Annotated in this window: 13 protein-coding genes and 2 tRNA genes; 13 read left to right on the top strand and 2 right to left on the bottom strand. The window is 65.9% G+C overall.

The window, feature by feature from the left end:
* The first annotated feature begins 7 nt into the window (after positions 1-7).
* The 6 genes from D8Z78_RS14280 to D8Z78_RS14255 all read left to right on the top strand — a co-directional run bounded on the left by D8Z78_RS14280 (position 8) and on the right by D8Z78_RS14255 (position 4,975).
* Positions 8-313 (top strand): hypothetical protein, encoded by a 306-nt coding sequence (locus D8Z78_RS14280; protein ID WP_206169686.1) that lies wholly within the window; start codon positions 8-10, stop codon positions 311-313.
* An 85-nt stretch (positions 314-398) separates the two neighbouring features.
* Complete coding sequence (locus D8Z78_RS14275; protein WP_121630941.1) at positions 399-1,685, top strand: homoserine dehydrogenase; 1,287 nt, start codon at positions 399-401, stop codon at positions 1,683-1,685.
* 155 nt (positions 1,686-1,840) lie between these two features.
* Entirely contained in the window at positions 1,841-2,800 is a 960-nt protein-coding gene (gene glpX, locus D8Z78_RS14270; RefSeq protein WP_121630940.1) for a class II fructose-bisphosphatase, read from the top strand.
* A gap of 112 nt (positions 2,801-2,912) precedes the next feature.
* Entirely contained in the window at positions 2,913-4,667 is a 1,755-nt protein-coding gene (gene recJ, locus D8Z78_RS14265; protein WP_121630939.1) for a single-stranded-DNA-specific exonuclease RecJ, read from the top strand.
* A gap of 132 nt (positions 4,668-4,799) precedes the next feature.
* Positions 4,800-4,874, top strand: a tRNA-Glu gene (locus tag D8Z78_RS14260).
* Between the two features lie 26 nt (positions 4,875-4,900).
* Positions 4,901-4,975 (top strand) — tRNA-Glu (locus D8Z78_RS14255).
* A gap of 22 nt (positions 4,976-4,997) precedes the next feature.
* On the opposite strand, the gene D8Z78_RS14250 is transcribed toward D8Z78_RS14255, so the two are convergent.
* Together D8Z78_RS14250 and D8Z78_RS14245 are read right to left on the bottom strand one after the other, a co-directional pair.
* Entirely contained in the window at positions 4,998-5,975 is a 978-nt protein-coding gene (locus D8Z78_RS14250) for an MBL fold metallo-hydrolase (RefSeq protein ID WP_121630938.1), read from the bottom strand.
* Positions 5,975-7,024, bottom strand: a complete 1,050-nt coding sequence (locus D8Z78_RS14245; protein ID WP_121630937.1) for a LacI family DNA-binding transcriptional regulator — start codon at positions 7,022-7,024, stop codon at positions 5,975-5,977. Before D8Z78_RS14245 ends, D8Z78_RS14250 begins: the two co-directional genes overlap by 1 nt.
* A 170-nt stretch (positions 7,025-7,194) precedes the next feature.
* Here D8Z78_RS14245 and D8Z78_RS14240 point away from each other — a divergent pair, with 170 nt between their 5' ends.
* From D8Z78_RS14240 to D8Z78_RS14210, 7 genes are all read left to right on the top strand, one after another.
* Positions 7,195-8,427, top strand: coding sequence for an ABC transporter substrate-binding protein (locus D8Z78_RS14240; protein ID WP_121630936.1), 1,233 nt, complete (start codon positions 7,195-7,197; stop codon positions 8,425-8,427).
* A 74-nt stretch (positions 8,428-8,501) separates the two neighbouring features.
* Positions 8,502-9,392, top strand: coding sequence for a carbohydrate ABC transporter permease (locus D8Z78_RS14235; RefSeq protein WP_121630935.1), 891 nt, complete (start codon positions 8,502-8,504; stop codon positions 9,390-9,392).
* 49 nt (positions 9,393-9,441) lie between these two features.
* Positions 9,442-10,326 (top strand): carbohydrate ABC transporter permease, encoded by an 885-nt coding sequence (locus tag D8Z78_RS14230; protein ID WP_206169690.1) that lies wholly within the window; start codon positions 9,442-9,444, stop codon positions 10,324-10,326.
* Positions 10,327-10,330: 4 nt separating this feature from the next.
* Positions 10,331-11,419 carry an ABC transporter ATP-binding protein gene (locus D8Z78_RS14225; protein WP_121630933.1) on the top strand — a complete coding sequence of 363 codons (1,089 nt, stop codon included), beginning with the start codon at positions 10,331-10,333 and terminating at the stop codon, positions 11,417-11,419.
* A 24-nt stretch (positions 11,420-11,443) separates the two neighbouring features.
* Complete coding sequence (locus D8Z78_RS14220) at positions 11,444-12,193, top strand: sugar phosphate isomerase/epimerase family protein (protein WP_121630932.1); 750 nt, start codon at positions 11,444-11,446, stop codon at positions 12,191-12,193.
* Positions 12,194-12,196: 3 nt separating this feature from the next.
* The gene (locus tag D8Z78_RS14215; RefSeq protein ID WP_121630931.1) at positions 12,197-13,327 is read left to right on the top strand and encodes a Gfo/Idh/MocA family protein; all 1,131 of its coding nucleotides are present in this window, start codon (positions 12,197-12,199) and stop codon (positions 13,325-13,327) included.
* A 91-nt stretch (positions 13,328-13,418) separates the two neighbouring features.
* On the top strand, positions 13,419-14,237 hold the full coding sequence (locus tag D8Z78_RS14210) for a TolB family protein (protein ID WP_121630930.1): 819 nt from the start codon (positions 13,419-13,421) through the stop codon (positions 14,235-14,237).
* The last annotated feature ends 14 nt before the right edge of the window (positions 14,238-14,251 follow it).

Here is a 14,251-nt window from a genome sequence, read left to right as displayed (position 1 = left end):
GAGAGACATGAGACGAGTGATGATCCTGCCTTGCCTGCTGGTGCTGAGCGCCTGCACCCAGTTTCCCGAACTGGATGCGGCCCGCGCCGATGTCGCGGATGCGCCCTATCCGGCGCTTGTGCCGCTGGACCAGTTGCTGGACGGGCCCGCGCCACGCGCCACGGTGGCCGAGATCGCCACGGTCGAGGGCCGGGTCGGCGCGCTGCGAGCCCGGGCCGCCCGGCTGGAACGGATGCGGGGCACGACTCAGCGCGGCCTCGAGGCTCGCGTGGCGCGTCTGCGGCAGAAGGCGGCGGCGCTGCGGGCACAGTAGGCGCGCTGCGGCCTTTGCCCCCGTTGCGAAATCCGTCAAAGGCGGATAACCGGAGCGCCGAACCTTTAGCCTGTTGGAGTCTCCCATGTCTCAGCCCCTGCGTCTGGGTATTGCCGGTCTCGGGACCGTCGGTGCCGGCGTCGTCAAGATCGTCCGCCAAAAGGCGGCCCTGCTGACCGAGCGTTCGGGGCGCGAGATCACCATCACCGCCGTATCGGCGCGCACCCGCGACAAGGATCGCGGCGTGAACCTGTCGCATTACGCGTGGGAGGACGACCCCGTCGCGCTGGCCACGCGCGACGACGTGGATGTCTTCGTCGAGTTGATGGGCGGCAGCGACGGCCCGGCCAAGGCCGCCGTCGAGGCCGCTTTGAAGGCGGGCAAGGATGTGGTCACCGCCAACAAGGCGATGCTGGCGCATCATGGCCAGATGCTGGCGGAACTGGCGGAGGCAAACGGCGCGGTTCTGCGCTTCGAGGCGGCGGTGGCGGGCGGCATCCCGGTCATCAAGGCGCTGACCGAGGGGCTGGCGGGCAATGACATCCAGCGCGTGATGGGCGTGATGAACGGCACTTGCAACTACATCCTGACCCGGATGGAGGATGGCGGCCTCACCTACGAGGAGGCCTTTGCCGAAGCCGACGGGCTGGGCTATCTGGAGGCCGATCCGACGCTGGACGTGGGCGGGATCGATGCGGGCCACAAGCTGTCGCTGCTCGCGGCCATCGCCTTTGGCTGCAAGGTGGATTTCGACGCGGTCGAGCTGGAAGGCATCGGCAAGGTCGCCATCGATGATATCCGGCAGGCCGCCGATATGGGCTATCGGATCAAGCTGCTGGGGGTCGCCCGCATGACCGGGCGGGGTCTGGAACAGACCATGACGCCCTGCCTTGTCCCGGCGGCCTCGCCGCTGGGCCAGCTGGTGGGCGGCACCAACATGGTGGTGATCGAGGGCGATCAGGTCGGCCAGATCGTGATGCGCGGCGCCGGTGCGGGCGAGGGCCCGACGGCAAGCGCCGTGATGGGCGATGTGATGGACGTCGCGCGCGGCCTGCGGGTGTCGACCTTTGGGCAGGCGGCGTCGTCCTTGAAGACCTGCGTGCCGGCCCGCTCTGCCACGCCAGCGCCCTATTACCTGCGCATGGCACTGATCGACAAACCGGGCGCGCTGGCAAAGATCGCCACGGCGCTGGGGGATTCGGGTGTATCGATCAACCGGATGCGCCAGTATGACCACGTGGCGGATGCGGCGCCGGTGCTGATCGTGACCCACAAGACGACGCGCGCCGCGCTGGAGGCGGCGTTGGAGGCGATGACGGCGACCGGTGTCATGGTGACGGAGCCGGTGGCGCTGCGGATCGAGAACGTCTGAGCCGGAGATGCGTACGGGGCACCGCCCCGCAGCACGACTTGTTGGCGAAAAGCCGCGCTGGGCGGGGTTGGCAACGGCGGTTGCGCTAGCAGCCTTGCCCCCGGTCAAGCGCCTGCGCTAGAGCCATGGCAAGCTGCATTTGAAAAGGAAGACCCATGTCGACGCCCAAGGATTTCAATGACCGGATGCTTTCGCTGGGGCTGGCCCGCGTGGCCGAGCAGGCGGCCATCGCCAGCGCCGACTGGATCGGCCGTGGCGACGAAAAGCAGGCCGATCAGGCCGCCGTCAACGCCATGCGCAACGAACTGAACAAGCTGGAGATTTCCGGCGTCGTGGTGATCGGCGAGGGCGAGCGCGACGAGGCGCCGATGCTGTATATCGGCGAAGAGGTGGGCTCGGGTGGGCCAGGTGTGGACATCGCGCTGGACCCGCTGGAAGGCACCACGCTGACCGCCAAGGACATGCCGAACGCGTTGACGGTGATCGCCATGGGGCCGCGCGGCTCTATGTTGCACGCGCCGGATGTCTATATGGACAAGCTGGCCGTGGGGCCGGGCTTTGCCGAGGGTGTGGTGACGCTGGACATGTCGCCCGCCGAGCGCGTGGCGGCTCTGGCGGCGGCCAAAGGCTGTGAGGCGCGCGACATCACGGTCTGCATCCTCGAACGCCCCCGCCACGAGGAAATGATCGCCGAGGTGCGCAGCACCGGGGCGGGCATTCGCCTGATCACCGATGGCGACGTGGCCGGTGTCATGCATTGCGCCGAACCGCATATCACCGGGATCGACATGTATATGGGCTCGGGTGGTGCGCCCGAGGGCGTGCTGGCGGCAGCGGCGCTGAAATGTATGGGCGGACAGATCTATGGCCGGTTGATGTTCCGCAACGATGACGAACGCGGACGCGCGGCCAAGGCCGGGATCACCGATCTGGACAAGGTCTACAGCCGCGACGAGATGGTCACGGCGGATGTGATCTTTGCCGCGACGGGCGTGACCGGCGGGTCGTTGCTGCCGGGTCTGAAGCGCGAGCCGGGCTGGGTCGAGACCCAGACGCTGCTGATGCGCTCGCGGACGGGTTCGGTGCGGCGCATGGTCTATCGCAATCCGCATTGATGTCGGGCGGGGGAGGGGGGCTTTGCCCCCCGGCGCTGGCGCGCCTTCCCCGTCGCACCAAAGGTGCGCGAAAAAAAACGGGTATTTGTGAAGAAAAGAAGCCGGGGGTCCTGTGTCCTATCTGGGTGTTGAAAGCAGCCTGACAGGGCGGCGCTGGGTTGGCCCCGGCATCGAGGTCGAACGGCAGGCCGAGGCGATGGGACAGGCGACGGGCCTGCCGCGGGCCTTGTGCGGGGTGCTGGCGCGCCTTGGCGTGCCAGTGGCCGAGGCCGAAGGCTATCTGGAGCCGAAGCTGCGGGACCTGTTGCCCGATCCCCGGTCGTTGAAGGATATGGAGGCGGCGGCGGCGCGCTTTCTGGCGGCGGTGAAGGGGCGCGAGCGGATCGCGATCTTTGCCGATTACGACGTGGATGGCGGCAGTTCAGCGGCGCTGCTGATCGACTGGTTGCGGCAGATGGGGCGGCCCGCGACGCTGTATGTGCCGGACCGGATCGACGAGGGCTATGGCCCCAATGACGAGGCGATGGCGGCGCTGGCGGAAGGCCATGACCTGATCGTTTGCGTCGATTGCGGGACGCTGTCGCACGGGCCGATCGCGGCGGCTGTGGGGGCGGATGTGGTGGTTCTGGACCACCACCTTGGCGGCGAGACGCTGCCCGATTGCACAGCTGTGGTGAACCCTAACCGGCAGGACGAGGATGGTGCGCTGGCGCATCTATGCGCGGCGGCGGTGGTGTTCCTGATGCTGGTCGAGGCGGGGCGGCAGCTGCGCGAGGCGGGCGTCAAGGGGCCGGACCTGATGGGGCTGTTGGACCTCGTGGCCTTGGCGACGGTGGCGGATGTGGCGCCCTTGAAGGGCGTCAACCGGGCGCTGGTGCAGCAAGGGCTGAAGGTCATGGCGCGGCGGGCGCGGCCCGGCCTCGTGGCGTTGACCGATGTGGCGCGGCTGGACTCTGCGCCTGCGGCTTATCATCTGGGCTATGTTCTGGGGCCGCGCGTCAATGCCGGGGGCCGGATCGGGCAAGCCGATCTGGGCGCGCGCCTGCTGTCGACCGACAACGCGGTCGAGGCGCAGGCCATGGCCGAGCGGCTGGACCAGCTGAACACCGAGCGCCGCGAGATCGAGGGGCAGGTGCGCGCGGCGGCGCTGGCGCAGGCCGAGGCGCGCGGGCTGGATGCGCCCTTGGTCTGGGCGGCGGGCGAGGGCTGGCATCCGGGTGTCGTGGGCATCGTCGCCTCGCGCCTGAAGGAACAGACCAACCGCCCGGCCATCGTGATTGGCCTCGACGGGGCCGAGGGCAAGGGCTCGGGCCGGTCGGTGAACGGGGTCGATCTGGGCGCTTGCGTGCAGCGGCTGGCCTCCGAGGGCCTGCTGATCAAGGGCGGGGGGCACCGGATGGCCGCCGGGCTGACCGTGGCCAAGGACCAGCTTGAGGCGGCGATGGCCCGCCTGTCGGAACTGCTGGCACGGCAGGGCGCGGGGCAGGGTGGTGCTGCGGATTTGCGGGTCGATGGCGTGTTGATGCCCGGTGCGGCCAGCGTCGAACTGATCGAGCAGCTTGAACGCGCGGGGCCCTTCGGGCAGGGCGCGCCGGGGCCGCGCTTTGCCATCCCCGATGCGCGGATTTCCTTTGCCAAGCAGGTCGGCACGGGCCACCTGAAACTGTCCTGCGATGACGGGTTGGGCGCGCGGCTGGACGGCATCTGCTTTGGCGCGTTCGACGGGCCGCTGGGGGCGGCCTTGCAGGGCCATAACGGCGCACGATTCCACTTGGCGGGGCGACTCGAGATCAACGAGTGGAATGGCAGGCGGTCTGCGCAGCTGCGCCTTGAAGACGCGGCTCCTGCCGCCGAGGGCGTTCGCTAACGCCTTGTTTAAAGTCGTATATTCCGGAGCGTAATGGGCGCGGGACGGGCTGGAAAAAAACTTGGCAAACGCCAAGAATTTGCTTGCACGCAAGCGAGCGTTTGCATAGAAACCGCCTCACGCCACGGCGCTGGCCCGTTCGTCTATCGGTTAGGACGCCAGGTTTTCAACCTGGAAAGAGGGGTTCGATTCCCCTACGGGCTGCCATGCCGGGCACGGTCTGAGGACCACGTGGCCCGTTCGTCTATCGGTTAGGACGCCAGGTTTTCAACCTGGAAAGAGGGGTTCGATTCCCCTACGGGCTGCCACTTTCTCCTGAAATTGCCGCACTCAATCGCCGACATGCGTCTGACCCGGATGCAGCGCGACGAAGCGCGTCGGGTCGATTCCGGCCTGTGCGAGGGCCTGCTGCAACAGCTCGACCGGGGCGTCGCGCGGCTCATCCGTCAGCTGGAACGTGCCCCAGTGAAACCCGAGCGCCTGCCGGGCGCCGATATCGCCGAAGATCTGGACCGACTGCTCGGGGGCGACGTGCTGCGGGGCCATGAACCAGCGCGGTTCATAGGCACCGATCGGGATCAGGGCGATGTCGGGGGCACCAAGATCGGCGCGCAGGTCGCGAAACAGCGTGCCATCGCCATAACCGGTATCGCCCGCGAACCAGATCTGGGTGTGGTCGGTGGCGATCCAGTACCCGGTCCACAGCGCCATGCGCCGGTCGCGCAACCCGCGCGAGGACCAGTGATGCGACGGGGTCAGGGTGATGGTGGCGGGCCCAAGACGGACCGCCTCGCGCCAGTCGGCGACGGTCATCCGCAGGTCGCGCCCGGCGCGGCGCACCGTGGCGTCGGTGCCCAACGGCATGATGAAGCGCGGCGCGTGGCGCGCGTGCAGGCGTCGCAGGGTTGCCAGATCGAGATGGTCGTAGTGGTTGTGCGTCAGCAGCACCGCGTCGATGGGCGGCAGGTCGTCGAAGGCGATGCCCGGCGCGGTGACGCGGCGCGGCCCGGCAAAGGCGACGGGGCTGGCGCGTTCGGACCAGACCGGATCGGTGAGGATGTTCAGCCCGGCCACCTGAATCAGCATCGAGGCATGACCGACCATGGTGATGCGCGCGGCCTCGGACCGCTCTGGCGGCTTGGCGGGGGTGACGGGCACGTTTTCCGGCCACGCAGCGCGGTTCCCCGAGCGGTGCCAGCGCCAGAGATCCCCCAGCGAGCGGTCCGTGCGGTGGCCATGCAGGTTGTGGAACCGGATACCGTCGAAATGATCGCTGACCGGCCCGGAATAATAGCGGTTGCGGGCCATCAGGCCTGAACCCCGGAGGGGGCCGTGACGGGGCGGGCGGTGCTGGCGCGGACGACCAGTTCGACACCGATCACTTCGATGCTGTCCGCAGGGGCGTCGCCCTCCTCTTCGATCTGGTGCAGCAGGCGGCGAGCGGCGCGGCTGCCAAGCGCCTGCCGATCCTGCCGGATCGTGGTCAGCGGCGGCAGGGTGTGCTCGGCCATCTCGATATCGTCGAAGCCTATCACCGAGATATCCTCGGGCACCCGCAGCCCGCCTTGGCTGAGCGTCGAGATCAGCCCGATTGCCACCATGTCGGAGGCACAAAACACCGCCGTCGGGCGGTGCTGCATGGCGAGGATGCGCCGCGCCGCCTCTTGCCCCGATTGCAGGCTGAAATCGCCGCGAATGATCCATTCCTCGCGCACGGGCAGGTGCAGGCGGTTGCGCTCGGCCAGCATGCCTTCGCGGCGGACGGCGGTCAGGACGTTGCCCTCGGGGCCGGTCACATGGGCAATGTCGCGGTGGCCGAGGTCATAGAGGTGCTGCACCGCCAGCCGCGCGCCCTGCGGGTTGTCGCTGCGCACCGAGGGCAGGTGCATCCCCTGCACCCATTCGCAGGCAAAGATGATGCGGTCGGCATAGTCGCTGCCTTCCAGCGCCGCCAGTTGCGCAGGCGACAGCCCGCCATCGAGCGAGATGATCCCGTCGATGCGCGTATCGGCGAAATAGTCCAGCGCGGTGCGGGTGATGTCGGAATAGTCACGGCTGTCGGCGATCAGCACGCTGTATTCGGTCTCGGCAAAGGTGGCGCTGATCCCGGCGAGGATCTGCGAGAAGAACGGGTTGCCCAGATTCGGGGTCAGCACCAGCACCGCGCCCGCGCGGCGGGTGCGCAGGGTGCGGGCGGCGTGATTGACCCGGTAGCCGGTTTCGCGAATCGCCTCCATCACCGCGACGCGGGTCTTGTCCGCCAGAAGATCCGGGTGCGACAGGGCGCGGCTGACCGTTGCGGTCGATACGCCTGCAGCCTTCGCAACGTCCTGAATCTTCGCCGGTTTCCGCGCCATGATGTGCAAGTCCTTTGGGCCTGCGCCGGGGAAGTCCGGGACGAAGGCTCGTGAAAAGGTAATGAAAACGTTTACAAACGTCCAGTGCATTGATATGTTGTAAACGTTTTCATCTTGCTGCACGCTGGTGAAACGAGGATGCGCCGGGAGGGCGCCTCAGGGAGGATAACATGAAAAAACTGACGATCTTGTCGGCAACGACAGCACTGACTCTGGCGGGTGGCGCCTATGCCGCCGATCTGGAAGTCACCCATTGGTGGACATCGGGTGGCGAGGCGGCGGCGGTGGCCGAACTGGCCAAGGCGCTCAATGAAAAGACCGAACACAACTGGGTCGACGGTGCGATTGCCGGGTCCGGCGGCACGGCGCGCCCGATCATGATTTCCCGCATCACCGGCGGCGACCCGATGGCGGCCACCCAGTTCAACCACGGACGGCAAGCCGAGGAACTGGTCGAGGCGGGCCTGATGCGCGACCTGACCGACATTGCCGAGGCGAACAACTGGCGCGAGGTCATCAACCCGCCGTCGCTGCTGGATGCCTGCACCGTCGATGGCAAGGTCTACTGCGCGCCGCTGAACATCCATTCGTGGCAATGGCTGTGGCTGAGCCACAAGGCTTATGAGGATGCGGGCATCCCCGTGCCGACCAACTGGGACGAATTCGTCGCCGCCGCGCCGAAGCTGGAAGAGGCGGGCAAGGTGCCGATGGCCATGGGTCAGCAGGGCTGGCAGCAATCCGGCGCGTTCAACGTGATGATCATCTCGCTGCTGCCCAAGGAAATCTACCTCTCCGTCTATCAGGACAAGGATGCCGAGGTGGCCGCTGGCCCCGAGGTGGCGCGCATCTTCAAGGCGGCGGCCGATGCCCGTGCCATGAGCGCCGATTCGAACGTGCAGGACTGGAACCAAGCGACCAACATGGTCATCACCGGTCAGGCCGGTGGCCAGATTATGGGCGACTGGGCGCAGGGCGAATTCCAGGTCGCGGGCATGACCGCCGGTGAGGATTACACCTGCTTGCCGGGTCTGGGCGTGAACCAGACGCTTCAGGCAGGCGGCGACGCCTTCTACTTCCCGGTGCTCAGCGACGACGAGGCCACCGAGGCGCAGGGGGAACTGGCGCAGTTGCTGCTGACCCCGGAGGTGCAGGTGGCCTTCAACCTCAAGAAGGGCTCGCTGCCGGTGCGCGGCGATGTCGATCTGGACGCGGCCAATGACTGCATGAAGAAGGGCCTCGAAATCCTCGCCTCCGGCGACTCGCTGCCGGATGTGAACCAGCTGATCTCGTCCGACACCCGGACCCAGATCGAAGAGCTGTTCGTCGAGTTCTTTGCCGATAGCAGCATCACGCCGGAAGACGCGCAGGCGCGTTTCGCCGACATCATCGGCGACGCTGACTGACCTGTATCGGGGCGGGCGCAGGTCGCTCGCCCCTTTTTCCCGACATCCTTCATCGACCCAGCCGGGAGGCGCTCATGGCCGCTTCACGACCCAGTACCTTATTGCGCAATCTCAACGCCAAGATCGCGGCGATCCCGATGATCCTGACGGCGCTGGTGGTGTTCACCGGCGGCACGATCTGGACCGTCGCCTACAGCTTTACCAAATCCGGCCTGCTGCCGCGCTGGAATTTCGTCGGTCTCGATCAATACGAACGCCTGTGGGGCAGTAGACGGTGGATGGTCTCGATCGAGAACCTGTTCATCTACGGCGCCTGCATGCTGGTGTTCAGTTTCGTGATCGGCTTCATCCTTGCGGCGCTGATGGACCAGAAGATCCGGTTCGAGAACACGTTCCGCACCATCATCCTGTACCCGTTCGCGCTCAGCTTCATCGTGACGGGTCTGGTCTGGCAATGGCTGCTGAACCCCGATCTGGGGATTGCCAGCGTGATCCGGGCCATGGGCTGGGAAAGCTTTGACTTCGACCCGCTCTATAATGCGCAAATCGCCATCTACGGCGTGTTGATCGCCGGGCTGTGGCAGGGCACCGGGCTGATCATGGTCCTGATGCTGGCGGGCCTGCGCGGCATCGATCAGGACATCTGGAAGGCGTCCCGCGTCGACGGCATCCCGGCGTGGAAGACCTATATCTTCATCATCATCCCGATGATGCGCCCGATCTTCATCACGACGCTGGTGATCGTCGCCTCGGGCATCGTCAAGGTCTACGACCTGATCGTGGCGCAGACCGGCGGTGGCCCCGGCATCGCCACCGAGATGCCAGCGAAATACGTCTATGACTACATGTTCGGCGGTCAGAATCTGGGGCAGGGCTTTGCCGCCTCGACCATGATGCTGCTGGCGGTGCTGATCGTGGTCATCCCATGGGCAATGCTTGAATTCGGAGGGAAGAAGCGTGGCTAATCCGGCAACCCTCAACACCGCCGCCGCGTCGATCGACGCCGTGGGCGGGATGCTTGACGGACCGCAGGGGCCCAAGCCCCGCAAGCGGTTCACCCGCAACAACATCATCATCTACGGCACGCTGATCGTGGTGGCGCTGTATTACCTGCTGCCGCTGTACGTGATGGTCGTGACCTCGCTGAAGGGGATGCCGGAAATCCGCATGGGCAACATCTTTGCCCCCCCGGTCGAGATCACCTTTGAACCTTGGGTCAAGGCATGGTCCGAGGCCTGCACCGGCCTGAACTGTGACGGCCTGTCGCGCGGCTTCTGGAACTCGGTGCAGATCACCGTGCCCTCGGTCGTGCTGTCCATCGCCATCGCATCCGTCAACGGCTACGCGCTGGCCAACTGGCGCTTCAAGGGCGCGGACCTGTTCTTTGCCATCCTGATCTTCGGCGCGTTCATCCCCTATCAGGTGATGCTCTACCCGCTGGTGATCATCCTGCGCGAACTGGGTCTGTATGGATCGCTGACGGGGCTGGTGATCGTGCATTCGATCTTTGGCATGCCGATCCTGACGCTGCTCTTCCGCAACTACTTTACCTCGCTGCCCGAAGAACTGTTCAAGGCGGCGCGCGTGGACGGGGCGGGCTTTTGGCAGATCTATTTCCAGATCATGCTGCCCATGTCGCTGCCGATCTTCGTCGTGGCGATGATCCTGCAAGTCACCGGCATCTGGAACGATTTCCTGTTCGGTGTGATCTACACCAAGCCCGACCTCTACCCGATGACCGTTCAGCTGAACAACATCGTCAACTCGGTGCAGGGGGTGAAGGAATACAACGTCAACATGGCGGCGACCCTGCTGACCGGCCTCGTGCCGCTGATCATCTACTTCGTCTCCGGCAAACTCTTCGTGCGTGGCATCGCTGCGGGCGCTGTTAAGGGCTGATGCAATGAACGACCTTACCCACTCTGTCGAAATCAAGAACCTCGACCTGTATTTCGGTGCCGTGCGCGTGTTGCAGGACCTCAACCTGACCATCGGCAAGGGCGAATTCCTTGTCCTGCTTGGGTCGTCCGGGTGCGGCAAGTCCACGCTTCTGAACTGCATCGCGGGGCTGCTGGACGTGACCGCCGGGCAGATCCACATCAACGGCAAGAACGTCACATGGGCGGAACCCAGCGAACGCGGCATCGGCATGGTGTTCCAGTCCTACGCGCTGTACCCGCAGATGACGGTCGAGGGGAACCTGTCCTTTGGCCTGAAGAATGCGGGCCTGCCCAAGGACGAGATCGCCAAGCGCGTCGCCCGCGCCGCCGAGGTCCTTCAGATCGAACCTCTGCTGAAACGCAAGCCCGCCGCCCTGTCGGGGGGCCAGCGCCAGCGCGTGGCCATCGGGCGCGCCCTTGTGCGCGATGTCGAGGTCTTCCTGTTCGATGAGCCGCTGTCCAATCTGGATGCGAAACTGCGCGCCGATCTGCGGGTCGAGATCAAGCAGCTGCACCAGCAGTTGGGCAACACGATGATCTACGTCACCCATGACCAGATCGAGGCCATGACGCTGGCCGACCGCATCGCCATCATGAAGGGCGGTCTGATCCAGCAACTGGCCAGCCCGGACGAGATCTACAACCGCCCCCGCAACCGCTACGTGGCCGAGTTCATCGGCTCGCCGACCATGAACATGATCGAGGGCGCGCTGGCCGGAACCATGTTCAGCGGGGCCTTGGGTGAGATGTCGGTCGAGGGCTATCCCTTTGACGGCGACGCGCCCGACGCCACGCCCGCCGTGCTGGGCATCCGCCCCGAACACATCGCCTCTGGCTCCGCCGCCGAGACCATGCCGATCCGGCTGGACAGCACCGTCGATCTGGTCGAGCCGCTGGGCTCTGACACCTTGGCGCGGGTCACGGTCGGCGACAGCCGCCTGTGGGTGCGCATGGACGGGCAGATTTCCGTGCATCACGGCGACCCGCTGCCGCTGGGCTTTGAACCGGCCCGGATTCATCTTTTCGACAAGGCAACCGAAGAGCGGCTGTAAAGCCCTCAACTGACAGGACCAAACATGGACGTCTCATTTCAACTCTATTCCGCCCGCGACTTTACCCCGTGGGAGGATGTCGTGGCGAAAATCGCCAAGCTCGGCTACACGCAGACCGAAGGCTTTGGCGGGGTCTACACCGACGCGGCCGCATTCCGCGCGCTGCTGGACAGCCACGGGCTGACCATGCCGTCGGGGCATTTCTTCCCCATCGGCAACTTCGAGGACGGGCTGGACGCGACGCTGGCCAATGCCAAGACACTGGGCATGAGCCGCATCTTCTGCCCCGCGCCCGAGGACCTGTGGCGCAACGGCACCGACGCGGACAACTGGATCGCGCTGGCAAAGCGCCTCGAAGAGGCCTGCAAGAAGGTCAACGATGCGGGCTTTGCCTTTGGCTGGCACAACCACCATTGGGAATTCATGCCGCTGCCGGGCGGCGAGATCGCCATGTCCTTGCTGCTGGAACATGCCCCGTCGATCGATTGGGAAATGGACGTGGCTTGGGTCGTGCGCGGCGGCGCGGACCCGCTGAAATGGATCGCCGATCACGCGGACCGCATCACCACCGCCCATGTCAAGGACATCGCCCCCGAGGGCGAAAACGCGGATGAGGATGGCTGGGCCGATGTGGGCCATGGCACCATGGACTGGAAAGCCATCATGGCCGCGCTGCGCGGTGCGGGCGTCGACCTGTTCGTGGCCGAACATGACAAACCGAACGACATCGACCGGTTCGCAAGCCGCACCATCGAGACGATCAAGGGACTGTAATCCATGAAAACCTATGGCATTGGCGTGATTGGCTGCGGCAACATCTCCGCCGCCTATATGAAGCTCGCCCCGCTGTTCAAAGGGCTCGAAATGCGGGCCTGCGCCGACATGAACATGGACGCCGCCAAGGCGCGGGCCGAGGAATTCGGTCTGCGCGCCTGCACGGTCGATGAACTGCTGGCCGCCGACGATATCGACATCGTCGTCAACCTGACCGTGCCAGCGGCGCATTTCGAAGTGTCCAAGCGCATCTTGGAGGCGGGCAAGCACAGCTATTCGGAAAAGCCCTTCGTCCTGTCCTTGGAAGAGGGCGAGGCGCTGAAGGCGCTGGCGGCTGAAAAAGGCCTGCGCGTGGGTTCTGCCCCCGACACCTTCATGGGCGGGGCGCATCAGCTGGCGCGCGCGGTGATCGACGAGGGGCGCGCGGGCCAGATCGTCGGCGGCACCTGCCACGTCCTGTCCTTCGGGATGGAGCATTGGCACCCGAACCCTGACTTCTTCTTCCAGCCGGGCGGTGGCCCGGTGCTGGATCTGGGGCCGTATTACATCACCAACCTCGTGCAACTGCTGGGCCCGATCAAGGCGGTGGCGGCGATGACCGGCAAGGGCCGCGCAACGCGCACCATCTCGAACGGGCCGCGTGATGGCGAGGAAATCCCGGTGGACACGCCGACCAACGTGCATGCGCTGCTGGAGTTTGCCAACGGGGCCATCGTCACGCTGGGCGCCAGCTGGGACGTGAAGGCGCATCGCCACGCCAACATGGAGCTGTATGGGCTGGACGGGTCTGTCTATGTGCCCGATCCGAACTTCTTCGGCGGCGAGGTGAGTTTCGCGACGCCGGATGGGGTAGACGTGGTCGAGGAGCGCGGCCACCCGTTCAGCGTCAACAATATCGAGGATGGGCGCGGCACGCCGCGGGCCAACTATCGCTGCGCCGGTCTGGCGGACATGGCCGCGGCCATCGACGCAGGTCGCCCGCATCGCTGTAGCCAGGAACTGGCGACGCATGTGGTCGAGGTGATGACCGCGATCCTCAAGGCGGGCGAGGATCGGGCATGGGTGGTGATGTCCACCACCTGCGACCGCCCCGAGGCGCTCAGCCCCGCAGACGCGCAGGCGCTGCTGGTGTAAGGCGACACCGCGTCCCGGGCGAAGACCCGGGACCTCTGGGTGAATTGAGGTGGAGGCTCCGGGTCAAGCCCGGAGCGGGGGAACACATGTGATGAGGTCTTACCTCGACATCTACGATCTGGCGGCAGGCAAGTCTGACACCTTGCTCGCCCATGACGGCCATATCGAGGCGCCGAACTGGGCGCCCACGGGCGATCATCTGATCGTCAATGGCGCGGGTCGGCTGTACCGGGTGGCGTTGGATGCGCCTGCCCTTGACCCGATCGAGGTGACGGGGCTGGCGCGGCTGAACAACGACCACGGCATCTCGCCCGATGGCGCGACACTGGTGGTGTCGGACAGCCCCGGGCGGGGCACCTCGCTGATCTACACGCTGCCTGCCAGCGGCGGGCAGCCGGTCCGGATCACCGAAAACGCCCCAAGCTGGTGGCACGGCTGGTCGCCCGATGGGGCGACCCTCGCCTATACCTGCCTGCGCGATGGGCAGTTCGGGATCGCGACGATCCCGGTCACGGGCGGCGATGAGACGGTACTTGTCACCAGTCCGCACCACTATGACGGCCCGGATTACACACCCGACGGCGCGTGGATCTGGTTCAACTCTGACCGCTCCGGGTCGATGGAGCTGTGGCGGATGTCGACCGATGGCCGTGATCTGGAACAGATGACCGAGGACAAGCGCGTCAACTGGTTCCCGCACCCCAGCCCTGACGGGCGGCACGTCCTGTACCTCGCCTATGAGGCGGGCACAGAGGGCCACCCGCCCGAGCGGAACGTGGAACTGCGGCTGATGGATTTGGAAACCGGCGACAGGCGCGTGCTTGTCGCCTTGTTCGGCGGGCAAGGCACGATCAACGTGCCCTGCTGGTCGCCGGACGGGACACGATTTGCCTTCATGCGCTACGCGTGAAGCGAGAAGGAGGA

The organism is Tropicibacter alexandrii (assembly GCF_003667315.2).
In the GTDB taxonomy this organism is placed as follows: Bacteria; Pseudomonadota; Alphaproteobacteria; order Rhodobacterales; family Rhodobacteraceae; genus Tropicibacter; species Tropicibacter alexandrii.
Note: the sequence above shows the minus strand (reverse complement) of the source record. Positions and strands in the feature narration are given on the sequence as shown.